The organism is Methylocaldum sp. 14B, assembly GCF_002005105.1.
In the GTDB taxonomy this organism is placed as follows: domain Bacteria; phylum Pseudomonadota; class Gammaproteobacteria; order Methylococcales; family Methylococcaceae; genus Methylocaldum.
On record NZ_MSCV01000025.1, the window covers coordinates 54,913 to 71,972 of the forward strand.

The following is a 17,060-nucleotide window of genomic DNA, read 5'->3' on the forward strand; positions in this document are numbered from 1 at the left end:
CACGCACCCCAACCGGCGACCAAATCACGGGGATGTGGCACCCCGCCGGACGTGACGATACGTGTGTGTTATTGCCAAAAATAGCAGCGCTTTATACCATAACCTGCTTTATTCAACAATCCGACCCTTTTCCCGCATCCTCGCTCGACCGAGCGCCACACGAACCAACGAATCTCGCGATGAGCATCATCCTGAAAACGCCTGCCGAAATTGAGAAAATGCGTGTCGCGGGCCGACTCGCTGCACAAGTATTGGAAATGATTGAGCCATTCGTGGTTCCCGGGGTAACGACTGAAGAACTGGATCAAATTTGCCACGACTACATTGTCGATGTGCAAAAAGCCATTCCCGCTCCCCTGAATTACAAGGGATTTCCCAAATCCATCTGCACCTCGGTGAACCATCAGGTATGCCACGGCATACCAGGTCCGAAGAAACTGAAAAGCGGCGATATCGTCAACATCGACATCACCGTAATTAAGGACGGCTATCACGGCGACACCAGTAAAATGTTTCTGGTCGGTGAAGTGCCCATACGAGCCAAACGCCTGGTGAAGATCTGTCAGGAGGCCATGTATCTGGGAATTCAGCAAGTACGTCCTGGCGCGCGGTTGGGCGATATCGGCTTTGCCATTCAGCGTCATGCGGAGTCCCACGGCTATTCCGTCGTGCAAGAGTTCTGCGGGCACGGTATCGGCCGGAACTTTCATGAAGACCCCCAGGTGCTCCACTACGGCAAATCTAATACCGGAATAATGCTGGAACCGGGTATGATTTTCACCGTCGAACCCATGATCAACTTGGGCAAACGCTACGTGAAAATACTTCCCGACGGATGGACCGCTGTAACTAAAGACCACAGCCTGTCCGCACAGTGGGAGCACACGGTTTTAGTTACGGCGGATGGCTACGAAATCCTCACCCTGCGTCAAGAAGAGGCACACGCGATTGAAAACGGCCGACTTAAACTCGCCGCGTTATGACGATATCCTTTCGTCCGCCGAGCGCATCAGGTCGCTTAGAGAACATATCCAACAGAATAATGCGGAGCTAACCGAGCGCTTTCACGCCGGCATACCAGCCGCCGAACTGATTCGGGCGCGCTCCGATTTCATCGATGAACTGCTCGGAGCCTGCTGGAATCATTTCCTCGGATCCGACGCCGAACAGCTCGCACTTATTGCGGTAGGGGGCTATGGCCGACGCGAGCTGCACCCTTACTCCGATATCGATGTTTTGATTCTCCTCGATTTTCACCACAGCGGCGCGAATCGAGCCGAAGAACCGCCCTACCGGCAAGGCTTGGCCGATTTCTTCAATTTGCTGTGGGACATTGGCCTCAAGCCCGCTCACAGCGTCCGTACGATCGAAGAGTGCGTGGAACAGGCCCGGCAAGATGTGACGGTCATCACCAATCTCATGGAATCCCGACTGCTCCATGGTTCCTCGGCGTTGTTCAAGGAGCTGTGGGCGCGTATCGGCCCCGAACATCTCTGGTCCTCGCGAGAGTTCTTCGAAGCCAAGATGGCTGAACAAGCCGCACGCTATGCCAAATACCACGACACGGCCTACAACCTGGAGCCTAATATCAAAGAGGGCCCGGGCGGTCTCCGGGATATCCAAATCATCGGATGGATTATCAAGCGCCATTACAATGCGTCGAATCTGAACGATCTGCTCCTGCACGGCTGGCTAACCGAAGCGGAGCACGGCGAGCTCATGCAAGCGCAGCATTTCCTCTGGCAGCTCCGTTTCGCCTTGCACACGTTGACCGGGCGTTGCGAAGATCGCCTGCTGTTCGAGTATCAAAAGGAGCTGGCCCTACAGTTCGGATATCAGGATCCGGACGTCAACCAAGCGGTCGAGCAATTCATGCAGCGCTATTTCCGCACCGTCATGGGACTGGAGCGGCTGAACGAAATGCTATTGCAACTGTTCAAGGAAGCCGCACTGCATCGCGATGAAGATGCCGTAATCCTCCCGATCAACAGAAACTTTCAGGCGGTCAACAACTACATCGAGGCACTGCACCCGAACGTTTTTCGGGAACAGCCTCTTGCCCTGCTGCAAATATTTCTCCTATTGCAGCAAAACGCCAGCTTGTTAGGCATACGCGCCGCGACCATCCGGCTCATTCGCCAACATCTCTACCTGATCGACGAGAATTTCCGCAACGATCCGGAAGCTTGCCGGCTTTTTATGGAAATCCTGCGCCAACCGGGAGGCATCACGCATCAACTGCGGAGGATGAACCGCTACGGCATTCTGGCCGCGTATCTCCCGGCTTTCGGCCGCGTCGTCGGCCGCATGCAGTATGATCTCTTCCACGTTTACACCGTGGACGAACATACGCTCTTCGTAGTACGCAACCTCAGACGATTCGCTCTAGAAAAGCACAGAGCCGAGCATCCCCTCTGCAATGAAATTTTTCAGATCATCGAAAGACCGGAGCTTCTATACATTGCCGGCTTAATGCACGACATCGCCAAAGGTAGCGGCGGCGATCATTCCGTCATCGGCGCGGACATTGCCGAGGGTTTTTGCCAACGCCACGGCATAAGCCGTCGGGACACCGACCTGGTCAAGTGGCTGGTTCAGAACCATTTGCTCATGTCCATGACAGCTCAGCGCAAGGATATCAGCGATCCAGACGTCATTCATGAGTTCGCCACCGCCATCGGCAACCAAGACACGCTGAATTATCTATATCTCTTGACCGTGGCCGACATTCGCGCCACCAACCCGAACCTGTGGAACTCGTGGAAAGACGCCCTGCTCAAGGAACTGTATCTCACGACGCGGTGGACATTCCGACGAGGACTCACAAAACCGCTGGAACAAGAAGAAAAGATCAATGCGGTCAAAGCGGAAAGCCTTGCTCTGCTGAGGCGCTTAGGCATCAGCGACCGAACCATCGAAAAAGTCTGGCAGATGGTTAACGACGAATATTTTCTGCGCTATTTGGCGGAGGAAATCGCCTGGCATACCGTGGCCATCAGCGCCTGCAAGCCGGGAGACTTACCCCTGGTCCTGTTGCGCCCGGTCAGCCAGCGGGGGAGCGCGGAAATTTTCCTGTATGCGAAAGACCAGGATTTCATATTCGCTTACAGTACGGCGGTTTTGGACCAACTCGGATTGACCGTCTTCGACGCCAAGATCATCACTTCCGCCGATGGCTATGTGTTGAACAGCTATCACGTCCTCGAGCAGACTGGAGAACCGATCAACGATCACCTGCGGCAGGCCCAGATTTGCAGCCGATTGCGGGCATGCCTGCTACAACCGAGCTGCACACCGCTACGCGTCCATCGGCGCGAACCGCGGGAAATAAAACATTTCACGGTACCCACTCAAATTTATTTTCACGACGACCCGCAGAACCGTTATTCGATTCTGGAATTGGTCGCCACCGACCGCCCTGGGCTTTTGTCGAAGGTCGGCCAAGCGTTCAGGGAATGTGACGTGCGCCTCTATAATGCAAAAATTTCCACCATCGGCAGCAGAGCCGAAGACATTTTCTATATCACCGACCATCGCGATCATCCGCTAAACAGCGAACTCCAGAAGCGCCAATTGAGCGAAGCGATCATCGCGCTGGTGGGAACAAATTAAACGTTTTTCCGCATCCGTTTCAGATATAGCGGAGTCCGCAACCCCGTTTTTTCGTCAAAGACTCGTGCTATGCTTGCGGCGACCGATCAATGGGTCGTACCTTTTGGAAGCCATGTTTCCAAGCCTAATCGGAGGATAAAGCCATGCCGACGGTTGCAGATCCGCTGCTCGAAAACTGGTATCAAGATGCCGAGACCGGACGATCGTTTCGTGTTGTCGCATTGGACGAGGAAAACGACGCCATCGAAATCCAGTATCTCAACGGCGATCTCGGCGAATTTGACTTTGCCTCTTGGTACGAATCGCCTTTTGCGCCTATAGAGCCCCCCGAAGACTGGAGCGCTCCTTTCGATGACGTGGAAATCGATGACCTCGGTTACACCGATCCGGATTTGCATGAACCGGATCAGCGGGATCTCACCTTGGACGACTTTCTAAACGAAGAAGACGAGCATTGATTTTCGCTTGGCTTGACTCGCCTCGTCGCCGCCCGAACGATCACGATGCGGGAAATGCGCTGTATCGCTCGATGAATCCGAACGTTTCGGCTACGGGCTTGCAGGTTAGATGTCCCTGGTAAGTGTTTACGGCCTTGGCAAACCCTGGATTTTCGCGAAACGCCGTCAAGCCCTGATTGGCTAACTGGAGGACATAGGGAAAGCTGGCCTCGGTTAAAGCGATCGTCGATGTCCGGGGATAAGCGCCGGGCATGTTGGTCACGCAGTAATGGATGACGCCGTGCTTCTCGTAAACGGGTTCTGAATGAGTAGTGGGCCGCGAAGTTTCCACGCAGCCGCCCTGATCGATGCTGACGTCGACGATCACGGAACCGGGCTGCATCGATCCGACCATTTTCTCGGTCACCACGTAGTCTGCCTTGGCCCCGTGCCGCAATACCGCGCCGACGACTAAATCGGCTTCACATATACGGCGTGCAATGACGTCCGGCTCGGAAGCAAAAAACTCGAGTTCCCCTGAAATTTCGCGCTGCATCCGCTCGCCCTTGGCCTTGTCGATGCCTGCAACAGAAACCTGAGCCCCAAGCCCCCACGCCGTCTGCGCGGCGTGAAAAGCCACGACCCCGTCGCCTACGATCAACACCCTTCCGTGTCTCGCGCCCAGAACCTTGCCGAGCTGCACCCCTCTACCGCCATTGAACTCGGCCAGATAATAAGCACCGACCAGTGCCGCCATATTACCCGCGACCGCGCTCATGGGAGCGAGAATCGGCAATCGACCGGATCTGTCCTCCAAGGTTTCGTATGCCACCGCCATAGTGCGGCGTTCCAGTAAGATCTCAGTGAGCGAGCGAGGAGCCCCCGCAAGATGGAAGAAGGTAAACACGATCTGATTTCGGAGAAAAAGGTACTCCGGTTCTATCGGCTCTTTGACCTTGAGAACCAAGTCCGAATTCCATGCGTCCTCGACGCCGCAAATACGAGCGCCCATCCGAACGTATTCCTCATCCTTAAATCCGGAACCGAGCCCCGCATTCGTTTCGATCAAAACTTCGTGCCCCGCCTCGACAAGTATCGATGCTTGATGCGGCGTCAGCGCGACGCGGTTTTCGTTATTCTTGATTTCTTTAGGTACCCCGATTCTCATAGCAGTATGCAGCTCTACAGACTTGAAACTTATGAACGATTGTATACGTTCGGAGGAACCAGGCCATCCTCAGAACGACTCGAGCTTATTCTCTAGTCTAACCGTAGTCGACGCTTTGGCGTGTAACCCAGAGCCACATACTCTGTCGAGCGATCAGTCAGCAAAAACAATTATCGAGGCCGACATCTCCGCGATTCTAAAGTGAACATCAGAGCCCGACTGAATCGGCCTCAATATCGTAGCGAGGCGGAGGTTTGTGCCTCCGCCCCGATGCAGACAATCTTGTTCGCGCTTTGCCACGCGAATCCAAGACCGGAAGGTCTGGTCCGCGAGATCGCTCACCGGCGCCATTCGGCAACCAGCTTAAGGCATTCCCGGCGCCACTGGCACTCGAATTCTTTGCACTCCATGCGATCCTCGGACAAAAAACATGCGGCTTTACCCCTGGCTCGTTGGATAGCCCACACGAGTTGTTTTTCTGTACGGAAATATTCGAGGTCTCGGATACCCTCATGGCGGGCTAAATTCAATAGCTCTGCAGCGATCATCAATCTCTCCTTGGTTTCAGATGCATAAAAACAGCGCGACTACGCGTCTCAACTTCCTTGGAACGAACTTATCGATTAATTGAAAGCCCCTAATTCTCCTTTTTAGCCTGTGAAAAACATTCTTCTCGCCATAAACAACCATGCTGATCGCAGGCAGCATCGCGAGCCGTACCGAAGCAGTCGAAGTTTCCTTCGACAATCTGGATCTTTCGGATCAGATCCCGCTTGTTCATGCGGCCTGGAACCAAGCCCATACGTTTGGCGATCTCCCGAACTTCATCGACACGCATAACGAACCTCCTCCGGAAATCGATTAATTCTGAGATACGAAGTTGATGATTGCATTACAAGGACCAAACCAGCCTTAAGGAAATCCAGCCATCAAGCGTCTCAGGACTTTTCAAGCAACATGCGTGCCGCAAAATCGGCCGCCCCGATCAACCCAGTGTGAAAATTCAAGGCAACACGGACCGGGACAGCGCAGAGAAACTCTGAAAGCCGGCCTTTAGCACAAAAACCTTGCATGAAATGGCCGTCCTGTAGTGCGGGCAGAATCTTTGGCGCAATGCCGCCGCCGACCAGCACGCCGCCGGTAGCGAAACACCTCAAGGCCAAGTTGCCGGCCTCCGCACCAAAAATGCGCGCGAACAGGGCCAGAGTTCCCCGACACAGCGCATCTCCCCGATGCAAGGCATGCGTGGTGATTTCCCGTGCGGGGTCCTCCGCCTTCTTTATCGCGCCGGCCAATTCGGGCGATTCGGGCGCATAGTTTATGTCGCGTAGATACTCATAGACATTGACGATTCCCGGTCCGGACAAGATCCGTTCATAACTCACGTGCCCTCCGAACTTGTTTCGAAGATATACAAGCAAGCCGTCTTCCATGGTGTTGTTGGGCGCAAAGTCCCCATGCCCGCCTTCGGTTGCCAATGCACGATAGAGATGACCATCCCAGTACAATACCGCCTGGCCGAGCCCGGTACCGGCTGCGATGACCGCCCGGTTGCCGGTTGCGGGCACTGCACGGGGATTCAGCTCGACCCACTCGTCGGGCCGCAGCCAGAGCAAACCTAAGGCCATGGCCTGAAGGTCGTTCAGCAATTTCACCTTGGAGATGCCCAGCAGGGGCATCAGGCGCCTCTCGTCAATCAACCAGGGTAGATTGGTCGTTTGGCAGCGGCCGTCGACGACGGGGCCCGCGACTCCGAAGCAAGCGGCGTCCAGCGGTTCGCTCTGATCCCTCAAGAAATCTTTAACAATGTCCTCGAACGAGCCATATCCCGCACTCGGATAGGTCTCCTCCCTCAATATTGATGCGGGCAGTCCTTCCAGCCCCCCGTCGTACAAAGCCAGGATCGTTTTCGTTCCACCCACGTCGCCCGCTAGTAGCATGACGGCCCTCCCTGTCTCTTAGGAGAGATCAATAAAATCGGTATTCCTGAAACGTGCTCACCCTCCCCTTCTTGTCGAAGAGCAGCACGGCGAACGGATCCTTTTTCCCGCCCATTTCCATTCCGGGCGTACCCGCAGGCATGCCGGGAACGGCTAATCCCGCCGCCTCGGGCTTGGCTTGCAACAGCTTCTGGACATCCGCAGCGGGAACATGGCCTTCGACTACGTAACCGTTGACCAGCGCGGTATGGCAGGATTGCAAATTCTCCGGCACTCCCAGTTCTTTCTTGATCCTGTCCATATCGTTGGATTTGATATCGCGCACGGTAAAGCCATGTTTTTTCATGTGCTCCAGCCATTTTCCACAGCAGCCGCAAGTAGGGCTGCGATAAACGGTCATTTCCACCGGGTTCTCGAGGACCGGTACGCCTTTGTCCCATACGCTCTCTTCGGCACGGATCGAAAACGGCGACAGAACTACCGTTAGTAGCATCAAACGCAAAAATTTCATTGATCACTCCAGGTTTAAAACGTTTCCCCGTTCAAAGTGGCGACCACCGAGCGCGACCCTGCAAGATCACGGTGCTCGCCCAAATAGATGCCCTGCCAGGTGCCTAACAGCAATCGCCCGTCGCCGACCGGAACGGTTACGCTGGAGCCCATCAGACAGGATTTGATGTGGGCCGGCATATCGTCCTCCCCCTCCAAGGTATGGGTGTAATGAGCCGAGCCGTCGGGCGCCAGACTTCTCAGGTGAGTTTCCAGGTCGCGCCGCACGCTCGGGTCGGCGTTTTCATTGAGAACCAACGATGCGGAGGTATGCTGAATGAAAAAATGAGCGATACCGATGCGGAATTTCCTCAATTCAGGCAAAAGCCCCAGCAATTCTTCGGTGATTAGGTGAAAACCGCGCGCTCGCGGTTTTAACGCGATTCGTTTTTGTAGCCACATTTTGGCGTATCGGATTATCTGCTTTATGAATTTTATTAATCAGGCCCGTAAATACCCTCCTGGTATTTCGGGCCGCCGCCCAGGCCGGTACACGCCCGGCCTGGGCTCACGCGGCTTGTCGCCGCGCCGGGGCATCCCTGCCCCCGATTAACCCGGCCTATATTTATAGGCCGGGTTAATAATTATGGTTTCACCATAGCCAATCCGTCATACGGCGTAAATACGCGTTTTCCTGACTTGATTAAAACGTCGAGAACACTGCGGCGGACTCCGAACGGTCAAAACACTTTCACCGCCGTGGCTTTAAAACTGACCCAAACTTCCTTCCCCAGTTCCAAACCGAGGCTTTGCAGCGATTCGAGTGTAATCCGGGCGTTAAGTTTCTCGCCGATATCAATGGTAATCCTCGCCCGCCCCGCCTCTTCCGCGATCATGATGATACGGCCGCGAAACGAATTACGGAGACTGGAATTCAGAGGTTCCGGGGAGAGCACGATCTCCTCGGGATCGACGGAGAGATGCGATCCCTGATCCAGCGCACGCGGCACCTGTATCGCCAGCTTGCCGGTGTCGAACACGCCGTTTCGTAGCGCTCCGCGAAACAAATTGACGAGCGGCGCCCCGACCGATCTTCCGGCGAAAAGGCTGATGGACTCGTCGGCGAGCGCGATACCCTGCACCTGCTCATGGGTGCTGAACACCACCGTGTTCCCACTTTGCCGCGCATAATTCGAGAGCACCTGCTCGACCAAGCGCACATTACTTTGATCGAGATACGTAAATGGCTCGTCGAACAACAGCACTTCGGGTGCCGGAGCCAGCGCTCTCGCCAAGGCAACCCTCTGTTTCTCGCCTCCGGAAAGCGCCCTGACGGATCGCTTTTCGAATCCGGCAAGTCCCACTCGCTCCATTGCATCCATTGCCCTGCGGTGCCGCTGTTCCTTTCCGATACCGCGCAGCCTCAGTCCCAACTCCACGTTATCCATCACGCTACCCTGAAGCAGATAAGGACTTTGCGCCACCAACCCAACGCGGCGCCGAAGTGCCAGAACGTCCTCTCGCCTGACCGGCTGACCGAAAAAATACATTTCGCCGGCATCCGGATGAATCAGAAAAGCGAGCAGCTCGAGAAGCGTGCTCTTACCGGCGCCGTTCGGACCGATCAGCGCCGTAATCCGGCCGGCGGAGATCGCCAGATGATCGATGGTCAACGCCGGCTTATCGCCATAAGCAAAAACCACGTGCTCCAGCCAATACGCTCGCTTCAACCGGCACTCCGGTCCGCAGATTGCAATAGCCAATTCACCGAAAACGCGACCAGCAGCAACATCATGCCCAAAGCCAAACCGAGCTCGAACTCGCCTTTACTCGTCTCCAGCGCGATGGCGGTCGTCATGGTACGGGTAAGCCCCTGGATGTTTCCACCCAACATCATCGCCGTTCCCACTTCTCCGATGGCTCGCCCGAAACCGGCCGCAACCGCCACCAACAGGGCCAAGCGGGTTTCCGACAATACCAGCCCGAACTGCTGCGCCGGGCTGGCACCTAACGAGCGCAACGTAGGCAGCAGACGCGGATCGGCGGATTCGACGGCGGTCATCGCAAGATTCATGATGAGCGGAAAAATCAGCACCGCCTCGCCGATGATGACGGCCGTCGGGGTGTACAAAAGAGCGAGTTCGCCCAACGGCCCGCGGCGGCTGAACAACCCGTAAAAAATCAGGCCGATCATAACCGTCGGCATCGCCATCGAAGCGTTCAAGCTCCGCCGCAGGAGCCGTTTTCCCTTAAATTCAATAGACGCCGACCAAACTCCGGCCGGAACCGCGAGAAGCGCTGCGCAAACGGTTGCGGTAAGCGAGATCTCGAGCGATGTCCAGACGATTCGGTAAACCTCGGGATCGAACTGAAAGATTAGACGGAGCGCGGCAAAAAAAGAATCGACAAAGTAGTCCATGAAGGAATAACAGGAGCGGCAGGACCGAATTTTGCGAAAACACGAAAGAACAAGCAAGTTTTCCAGTTACTCTGTTCTCGCGCTCAAAAAATCGACCTGCACGATTCAATCTTCGCTGACGGCCCGTGCTGGCTGACGATACAATAGAATCATTTCTCATTTGGACGTATTCCATCCATCATGCGCACCAGCCAATTTCCGCTCAACACCATCAAAGAAACCCCGGCCGATGCCGAAATCGTCAGCCATAAGCTGATGCTGCGCGCCGGTCTGATCCGCAAGCTAGCCGCCGGCCTTTATACGTGGCTCCCTTTGGGGCTGCGCGTACTCCGCAAGGTGGAAAACATAGTCCGCGAGGAAATGGATCGCAGCGGCGCTTTGGAAGTGCTCATGCCGGCGGTGCAACCCGCGGAGCTCTGGCAGGAATCGGGGCGCTGGGATGTGTTCGGCCCGGAACTCTGCCGATTCAAGGATCGCCACGAGCGCGATTTCTGCCTAGGTCCCACTCACGAGGAAATCATCACCGATCTGGTCCGCAGCGAAATCAAAAGCTACAAGCAGTTGCCGGTCAACTTTTACCAGATTCAAACGAAATTCCGGGACGAGATCCGCCCGCGGTTCGGCGTCATGCGGGCTCGCGAATTCCTGATGAAGGATGCCTACTCTTTCCATCTCGACAAGGACTCCTTGCAGGAAACCTACGACCGGATGTACGAGACTTACTCCCGTATCTTCGAACGGCTGGGACTGCGATTCCGTGCGGTGCTGGCCGATACCGGCGCTATCGGCGGGAGCATGTCCCATGAGTTTCACGTGCTGGCCGATTCCGGCGAGGATGCCATCGCCTTTTCCGACCGGAGCGATTATGCCGCCAATATCGAGATGGCCGAAGCTATCGCTCCCGCCGAAGCGCGTGCGCCTGCGAGCCGTCCCATGGAGAAGATCGCTACCCCTGGCAAGACCAGTATTGCCGAGGTAGCGGAATTCCTGAACGTCCCTGCTGAAAAAATCGTCAAGGCCATCGCCGTGATGATCGGCAAGCGCGACCTCGATAGGGAGTGGGAAGAGTTTTGCCTGTTACTGCTGCGGGGCGATCATGAGCTCAACGAAGTGAAGGCCGGAAAGATCCTCGGCAGTTTCCGCTTTGCCACCGACGATGAAATCGAGCAGCACATGGGCTCTCGGGCGGGCTACATCGGCCCGGTCCAAATGCCCGGCGCGAAAGGAGCCATAAACGTCATCGCCGATCGCCCCGTTCCGGCCATGAGCGATTTCGTCTGCGGCGCCAACGAGAAGGGGTTCCATCTGATCGGCGTCAACTGGGACCGAGACCAACCGGCGCCCCGACATGTCCACGACCTCCGCAAGGTGACGGAAGGCGATCCTAGCCCGGACGGCAAAGGAAATCTCCGCATCGCACGCGGCATCGAAGTCGGGCATGTCTTCCAGCTCGGCACCAAATACAGCGAAGCGATGCAGGCCACGGTGCTCAACGAAGAAGGAAAAAACCAGGCGCTGATCATGGGCTGCTACGGCATAGGCGTGTCACGCGTGGTCGCCGCCGCCATCGAGCAGAACCACGACGAACGGGGAATCGTCTGGCCCGAAGCGCTCGCACCGTTCCAGGTCGCTCTCGTGCCGATCAACATGCACACATCGGAACGGCTGCAGGAGATCGCCGAGCATCTGTACCGCTCTCTTCGGAACGAAGGGATCGAAGTCTTGTTCGACGACCGAAAGGCTCGTCCCGGCGTCATGTTCGCCGACTTGGAACTGATCGGCATTCCGCATCGGGTGGTCGTCAGCGAGCGTCTGCTCGAATCGAATCAGGCCGAATACAAGGGGAGACGGGATGCCGAAGCGATTCAAATTCCGCTGGAGGAAGTCGTGCCGTTCATTCGGGCGCGGCTAAACGGCATCGGTTAGCCGCAGCCCGGCGTCCAGTTGCGGGACGCCGGGCCGTCCGTCCACAATTTGCGCGGTTTGATCGCGCAAGTTGGAACCGCCCTCGTATGCCCTTATACTATGGCCCCGCTTTTTAAGCGGTAAGGCGCTGAACTATGGAACCGAACCGTCCGGCATGAATCCTCATCTGCAAAAACTACAGCCCTACCCGTTCGAAAAGCTGTCCGAACTCAAGCAAGGAATTACTCCCCCGGGCGACAAGCCTCATATTGCCCTGTCGATAGGCGAGCCCAAGCATCCGACGCCTCACTTCATTGCCGAAAGCCTGATCGCGCACCTCCACGGGCTGGCCAATTACCCGGCCACCAAGGGGCTCTTGGAACTGCGCCGAACCATCGCGGACTGGCTGTCGCGCCGGTTTTCCCTGCCTCCGGCGAGCGTGGACCCGGAACGCCACGTACTGCCCTGCAACGGGACCCGCGAGGCGTTGTTCTCGTTCGCTCAGTATGTCATCGATGCCGCCGAGCAACCGCTGGTATTGATGCCCAACCCGTTCTATCAGATCTACGAGGGCGCAGCCCTGCTGGGCGGTGCGGAACCCTATTTTCTCAATACGACACGAGAAACAGGCTATCTGCCGGACTTCGAATCGGTGCCGGACAAGATTTGGGAACGTTGCCAGCTGATTTACATCTGCTCGCCCGGCAATCCCTCAGGCTCCGTCATTAGCGCCGAGACGCATAGAGCGCTCATCAATCTGTCCGAGCGCCATGATTTCATCATCGCTTCGGATGAGTGTTATTCCGAGATTTATCTTGACGAATCGGTTCCGCCTCCAAGCTTGCTGCAGTCTGCCCATGACATGGGCAATACGGAATTCAAGCGCTGCGTCGTGTTTCATAGCCTCTCCAAGCGTTCCAACGCGCCGGGACTGCGGTCCGGTTTCGTTGCCGGGGATGCCGATATCCTCAAGCAGTACCAGAGGTATCGCACCTATCACGGCTGCGCGCTCTCGCTGCCGGTTCAGCACGCGAGCATCAAAGCCTGGCAAGATGAAAAGCATGTCACGGAAAGCCGAGCGGCGTATCGGCGGAAGTTCTCCGCAGTCCACGATGTTCTGAAGGACCATCTGGATCTGTCGATACCGCCAGGCGGCTTCTATCTCTGGCCCGATGTCCACCGCGATGATTGCCAATTCGCGCAGGATCTTTATGCGCGGCAAAATCTGACCGTGCTGCCCGGCAGTTTTCTGTCCCGCGAAGCGCATGGGATCAATCCCGGCCAAAATCATGTCAGGATAGCCTTGGTCGCCCCTCTGGAGGAATGCGTGGAGGCGGCCCACCGCATTCGAGAGTTCATTCAATCCATGTAAATCGAAAAGTAAAGCCATGTCCTTAGAAAACATCATCAACGAAGCCTTTGAAGACCGAGCCCAGCTCACTCCGACCTCGACCAGCGCGGTGATCCGTGAAGCCGTTCAGGAAGCCTTGACGTTGCTGGACAGCGGACGCGCGCGTGTCGCCGAAAAGAAAAATGGGGATTGGGTCGTCAATCAATGGCTCAAGAAAGCCGTGCTGCTGTCTTTCCGGATCTCCGACAACCGCATCATGGAAGGCGGCGAGACGAAATATTTCGACAAGGTCGAACCGAAATTCGGCGGCTTCAGGCCGGAACACTTTGGCGCCATGAGCGCCCGCGTGGTGCCGCCGGCGACCGTCCGGCGCGGCGCCTACATCGGCCCCGGTGTCGTGCTGATGCCGTCGTTCGTCAACATCGGCGCTTACGTCGATTCCGGCACGATGGTCGACACCTGGGCGACGGTGGGCTCCTGCGCCCAGATCGGCAAGAACGTGCACCTGTCCGGCGGCGTCGGTATCGGCGGCGTGCTGGAACCCTTGCAGGCTGCGCCCACCATCATCGAGGACAACTGCTTCATCGGTGCGCGCTCGGAGATCGTCGAAGGGGTGATCGTCGAAGAAGGTTCGGTCATCTCCATGGGTGTCTACATCGGCCAGAGTACCAAGATCTACAACCGAATGACCGGCGAGATCACTTACGGACGCGTACCGGCCGGCTCGGTGGTGGTATCCGGAAACCTGCCCGCGAAGGATGGAAGCCATAGTCTTTATTGCGCAGTCATCATCAAGCAGGTGGACGAAAAAACCCGCAGTAAAGTCGGTATCAACGAACTGCTACGCGATTGATCGAATTCCGAGACGCGCAAATCCATTCGGGAGAGTTCCATCCCAACTACGAGGTAATACCATGAAGAAGAGCCTGTTTTTGACTTTCGCCCTGTTGTTTTCGGCAAATGTTTTCGCCTCCACGGACCATTACATCCGTCGTGAGGGCGATCATGTCCAGCATCTTAAAATCCGCAAATTCGGAGACGACATCAAGGTGACCATGGACGTGGATTTCGAGCCCACCGGTTCGACCGAGGAAGGCCGGAGATCATGTTCCGCGGAAATTTCAGGCGAAGCCAAGGCAGTCAGCGAAAACGAGATCGTGCTGAAAAAACAGGCAGAAGGCGAAGCTCACTATTGCGCGCTGAGGATTTTGCTGTCCAATGACGGTGCCAAGGTCGAGCAATCGCCGGACTGTAAATATTTCGTCGCAGGCATCTGCCATTTCGACAGCGAAGGGCGAGAACTGATCAAGGTTAAATAAACGGGTTGGTTGTCCTCGAAAATGCGAAGCCCTGCTCACACTGCGGGGCTTTTTTTATCCCAGGAGAGCGTTTCGACTCCTCGTCGAGTACCGAAGCAGAACGCCACGGTCAAATCGTCGACAATTGCTCCGCCATCTCGGCCAAAGTTTGCCGGGGCAACTTGCCGGTCTCCGAACGAGGCAATTTGTCCAGCAAATACAAAGGGCGAGGCAGGAAAACCGGATCGAGACGCGCCTGCAATTCTGCAAGCAGCTGTTCCTTAGTCTTGCCGGGAGCTACGGCGAACGCGATCAGGCGGACGGTCCCTTCAGGGCCATCCGGCAAAAAAAAGACCCCGTCCCGGACCCCGTCTATCTCGTTCAGCACATGATTTAGAGCATCGAGCGAGGTGCGCTTTCCGGCGATGTTGACCAGATCCGCGTTGCGTCCCAACAGTTTGAACTGCCGAGCGCCACAACATTCGATCAAATCGTTCAACACGACAGGTCCGGGAAGATGGTGGGCATCGACCCATGATTCGCCACCTTTCGCCTGAAAACGCACGCCGTCGAACGCATGCCACATGTCGTCTCGACTCGTGCGGCGGGAGGCAATCGATCCCGCTTCCGTACAGCCGTAAATCTCCAGCACGCGGGTTCGAAACAGACCTTCCGCCTTGGCTGCCCAGTCGCGAGAAAGCGGTGCCGTAGCGGAGACGATGAGCTCGATCTCCGGAAGATCTTCCCCGGCCTCGATCAGTGCCCGTATGTGCACCGGCGTCGTTACGAGGATTCGCGGCTCCGGGCACAATTCCAAAGCGGCGCGGATATCGGCCGGAAAAAAAGGCTTACCGGAGTGCAGCGCCATTCCGCCAAGGCAAAGCGGCAGAAGAATACTGGTCTCGAGACCGTACATGTGCTGCGGCGGTACCGTGGCGATGACACTAGCCGACTGCTCCGGCCTCAAACCTAGGCCAGCCCCGATCAGTTTCGCACTCTCGCAAAAGCTCAGCCACGTTTTGACGTGAGCTTTCGGCTGGCCTGTGCTACCGGACGTAAACGCGATTGCAACTACTCGATCTCCCGGAATCTCCGGGATGTAAGCGTCCTGGCGTGGCGTCTGTCGTGGGCTGCAATCGTAACGGACGATCGTATCAAGTCCTTCCGGAAAATCCGGACCGTCAACCAGGGAATAAAGCTGCGGATAGTGTTCCGTCACTTGCTGCAAGACCCTAGGTGCCCGGCTCGGCGGCAGCAGGTTGATCTGCCCTTTGAGCACGGCTGCGGCGAAAGCCGCAAGAAACCGGTATCGGTTCTCGCAGAGATTGACCATGTAAGGACGATCGGGGAGATTTGCCGCCAGATTGATTACTTCCCGGAAAAATTCGCCCAAAGTTATGGAACGGCCGTTATCAATAGCGATAATTCGGGCATCGCTAAAACGGTCGATCAATGGATAGTGCGGCCTGAGGAGGCTGGCGCCGTGGGAAATGATTTTGTCTTGATATTTTGTTAATGGCCTGTTTGGCACGGGTGTTATTCGCTATTTTTAGGATGACTTTTGCGCAAAAACTATACGCAAAGCGCTAAGGTATTTAAATGAAGCGACTGTATTCTCTTGTATACGAACCGTAACTCCTTTGGAGCCGGCGATCCATCTCCCGCTTTTGCTAAAAGAATTACTGCAATACGACCTGCCTGCAAAACGTCGCGCCAATTTGCCGGACTGAAACACTGAAAACCGCTCCAAACTCGACTTAAACCAGCAGATAAATTTACAAGCTTCGGCACAATCTGGTATTAAGGGAATGGCGCTTCATTTCGCGCTCCGTGTCGATCTAAGTTCAACAACCTCAAGGAGAATTCCAATGAAAAAGATGATGACAGTGGTGGGTGGTTTGTTGTTAATCAGTCCTATCCTAGCCCACGCGACCAGCCATACCCAAGGAGCCGGTCCCAGGGGAGATGGCGCGAGTGGTTGCGGCTGGGGAGCGTTGCTGTTCGACGGCAACAGCGGCGTCGGCGCCCATTCACTCGCGATTACCACCAATGGAAGCTTCGGCAATAACACTTTCGGTATATCGTCCGGCACCAACGGTTGCGACGCCAACCAAACCATTCGCTACAGGGGCGGCCGCATGTACATCGGGGCCAACATGACCAAGCTGGCCGAGGACATGTCTCGCGGAAACGGCGAAACACTTGCCGGGCTTTCCGAAGTTATGGGCATCGCAAAAGAAGATCGCCTGGCCTTTTTCGCGCTGGTCAAGAAACATTTCGCCGTGATTTATCCGCGAGAATCCGTTACCAGCGACGAGGTAATGGACGCCTTGATCGTCGTGATGAAGTCCGACTCCGCATTGGCGAAGTACGTCGGCTGATCCCTGGCTTGCGAGGCGCTCCCCGAAATATGAAGCGCCTCTTCTTTCATCCGCCGTGAA

16 protein-coding genes are annotated in these 17,060 nt (G+C 56.0%); 8 read left to right on the forward strand and 8 right to left on the reverse strand.

The features are described from left to right. Nucleotides 1–179: 179 nt before the first annotated feature. The 3 genes from map (at nt 180) to B2A78_RS17300 (ending at nt 4,070) form a co-directional block, all read left to right on the forward strand. Entirely contained in the window at nt 180–983 is an 804-nt protein-coding gene (gene map / locus B2A78_RS17290) for a type I methionyl aminopeptidase (RefSeq protein ID WP_077731267.1), read from the forward strand. After that, entirely contained in the window at nt 949–3,612 is a 2,664-nt protein-coding gene (glnD, locus tag B2A78_RS17295) for a [protein-PII] uridylyltransferase (protein ID WP_240502573.1), read from the forward strand. The genes map and glnD overlap by 35 nt, the downstream gene beginning before the upstream one ends. A 143-nt stretch (nt 3,613–3,755) precedes the next feature. Then, a complete protein-coding gene (locus B2A78_RS17300) occupies nt 3,756–4,070 on the forward strand; it encodes a DUF6763 family protein (RefSeq protein ID WP_077731269.1) in 315 nt (104 codons plus the stop codon). 40 nt (nt 4,071–4,110) lie between these two features. Here B2A78_RS17300 and ald read toward each other — a convergent pair whose 3' ends face one another. The 7 genes from ald to B2A78_RS17345 form a co-directional block, all read right to left on the reverse strand. Further along, nucleotides 4,111–5,217 (reverse strand): alanine dehydrogenase, encoded by a 1,107-nt coding sequence (gene ald, locus B2A78_RS17305; RefSeq protein WP_077731270.1) that lies wholly within the window; start codon nt 5,215–5,217, stop codon nt 4,111–4,113. Nucleotides 5,218–5,854: 637 nt separating this feature from the next. Further along, nucleotides 5,855–6,055 carry a Rho termination factor N-terminal domain-containing protein gene (locus tag B2A78_RS17320; protein WP_077731273.1) on the reverse strand — a complete coding sequence of 67 codons (201 nt, stop codon included), beginning with the start codon at nt 6,053–6,055 and terminating at the stop codon, nt 5,855–5,857. 100 nt (nt 6,056–6,155) lie between these two features. Further along, a complete protein-coding gene (glk, locus tag B2A78_RS17325; protein ID WP_077731274.1) occupies nt 6,156–7,157 on the reverse strand; it encodes a glucokinase in 1,002 nt (333 codons plus the stop codon). Nucleotides 7,158–7,185: 28 nt separating this feature from the next. Next, nucleotides 7,186–7,668, reverse strand: a complete 483-nt coding sequence (locus B2A78_RS17330; protein ID WP_086134459.1) for a DUF411 domain-containing protein — start codon at nt 7,666–7,668, stop codon at nt 7,186–7,188. A gap of 14 nt (nt 7,669–7,682) precedes the next feature. Further along, on the reverse strand, nt 7,683–8,108 hold the full coding sequence (locus B2A78_RS17335) for a secondary thiamine-phosphate synthase enzyme YjbQ (protein WP_077731275.1): 426 nt from the start codon (nt 8,106–8,108) through the stop codon (nt 7,683–7,685). A 278-nt stretch (nt 8,109–8,386) separates the two neighbouring features. Further along, nucleotides 8,387–9,376, reverse strand: coding sequence for an ABC transporter ATP-binding protein (locus B2A78_RS17340; protein ID WP_086135217.1), 990 nt, complete (start codon nt 9,374–9,376; stop codon nt 8,387–8,389). Next, the gene (locus tag B2A78_RS17345; RefSeq protein ID WP_077731277.1) at nt 9,373–10,065 is read right to left on the reverse strand and encodes an ABC transporter permease; all 693 of its coding nucleotides are present in this window, start codon (nt 10,063–10,065) and stop codon (nt 9,373–9,375) included. Before B2A78_RS17345 ends, B2A78_RS17340 begins: the two co-directional genes overlap by 4 nt. Nucleotides 10,066–10,245: 180 nt before the next feature. Between B2A78_RS17345 and B2A78_RS17350 the strand changes: the two genes are divergently transcribed. The 4 genes from B2A78_RS17350 (at nt 10,246) to B2A78_RS17365 (ending at nt 14,640) form a co-directional block, all read left to right on the forward strand. Then, complete coding sequence (locus B2A78_RS17350; protein ID WP_077731278.1) at nt 10,246–11,991, forward strand: proline--tRNA ligase; 1,746 nt, start codon at nt 10,246–10,248, stop codon at nt 11,989–11,991. A 154-nt stretch (nt 11,992–12,145) separates the two neighbouring features. Then, nucleotides 12,146–13,342 carry a succinyldiaminopimelate transaminase gene (gene dapC, locus B2A78_RS17355; RefSeq protein WP_077731279.1) on the forward strand — a complete coding sequence of 399 codons (1,197 nt, stop codon included), beginning with the start codon at nt 12,146–12,148 and terminating at the stop codon, nt 13,340–13,342. A 16-nt stretch (nt 13,343–13,358) separates the two neighbouring features. Continuing rightward, complete coding sequence (gene dapD / locus B2A78_RS17360) at nt 13,359–14,174, forward strand: 2,3,4,5-tetrahydropyridine-2,6-dicarboxylate N-succinyltransferase (protein ID WP_077731280.1); 816 nt, start codon at nt 13,359–13,361, stop codon at nt 14,172–14,174. A gap of 61 nt (nt 14,175–14,235) precedes the next feature. Then, on the forward strand, nt 14,236–14,640 hold the full coding sequence (locus tag B2A78_RS17365; RefSeq protein ID WP_077731281.1) for a hypothetical protein: 405 nt from the start codon (nt 14,236–14,238) through the stop codon (nt 14,638–14,640). A 109-nt stretch (nt 14,641–14,749) separates the two neighbouring features. Here B2A78_RS17365 and B2A78_RS17370 read toward each other — a convergent pair whose 3' ends face one another. Then, complete coding sequence (locus B2A78_RS17370; RefSeq protein ID WP_168175470.1) at nt 14,750–16,072, reverse strand: AMP-binding protein; 1,323 nt, start codon at nt 16,070–16,072, stop codon at nt 14,750–14,752. A 415-nt stretch (nt 16,073–16,487) separates the two neighbouring features. On the opposite strand from B2A78_RS17370, the gene B2A78_RS17375 reads away from it, so the two are divergent. Next, nucleotides 16,488–17,000: a DUF3015 domain-containing protein gene (locus tag B2A78_RS17375; protein ID WP_166642596.1), complete on the forward strand. Its 513-nt coding sequence runs from the start codon at nt 16,488–16,490 to the stop codon at nt 16,998–17,000. Nucleotides 17,001–17,060 lie beyond the last annotated feature (60 nt).

Bases quoted from the DNA above. Each gene is read 5' to 3' on its own strand.
- B2A78_RS17350 (WP_077731278.1), top strand. From the start codon at position 10,246: ATGCGCACCAGCCAATTTCCGCTCAACACCATCAAAGAAACCCCGGCC.
- B2A78_RS17300 (WP_077731269.1), top strand. From the start codon at position 3,756: ATGCCGACGGTTGCAGATCCGCTGCTCGAAAACTGGTATCAAGATGCC.
- B2A78_RS17330 (WP_086134459.1), bottom strand. From the start codon at position 7,668: ATGAAATTTTTGCGTTTGATGCTACTAACGGTAGTTCTGTCGCCGTTT.
- B2A78_RS17320 (WP_077731273.1), bottom strand. From the start codon at position 6,055: ATGCGTGTCGATGAAGTTCGGGAGATCGCCAAACGTATGGGCTTGGTT.
- B2A78_RS17365 (WP_077731281.1), top strand. From the start codon at position 14,236: ATGAAGAAGAGCCTGTTTTTGACTTTCGCCCTGTTGTTTTCGGCAAAT.
- glk (WP_077731274.1), bottom strand. From the start codon at position 7,157: ATGCTACTAGCGGGCGACGTGGGTGGAACGAAAACGATCCTGGCTTTG.
- dapC (WP_077731279.1), top strand. From the start codon at position 12,146: ATGAATCCTCATCTGCAAAAACTACAGCCCTACCCGTTCGAAAAGCTG.
- ald (WP_077731270.1), bottom strand. From the start codon at position 5,217: ATGAGAATCGGGGTACCTAAAGAAATCAAGAATAACGAAAACCGCGTC.
- dapD (WP_077731280.1), top strand. From the start codon at position 13,359: ATGTCCTTAGAAAACATCATCAACGAAGCCTTTGAAGACCGAGCCCAG.
- B2A78_RS17335 (WP_077731275.1), bottom strand. From the start codon at position 8,108: ATGTGGCTACAAAAACGAATCGCGTTAAAACCGCGAGCGCGCGGTTTT.
- B2A78_RS17345 (WP_077731277.1), bottom strand. From the start codon at position 10,065: ATGGACTACTTTGTCGATTCTTTTTTTGCCGCGCTCCGTCTAATCTTT.
- map (WP_077731267.1), top strand. From the start codon at position 180: ATGAGCATCATCCTGAAAACGCCTGCCGAAATTGAGAAAATGCGTGTC.
- B2A78_RS17375 (WP_166642596.1), top strand. From the start codon at position 16,488: ATGAAAAAGATGATGACAGTGGTGGGTGGTTTGTTGTTAATCAGTCCT.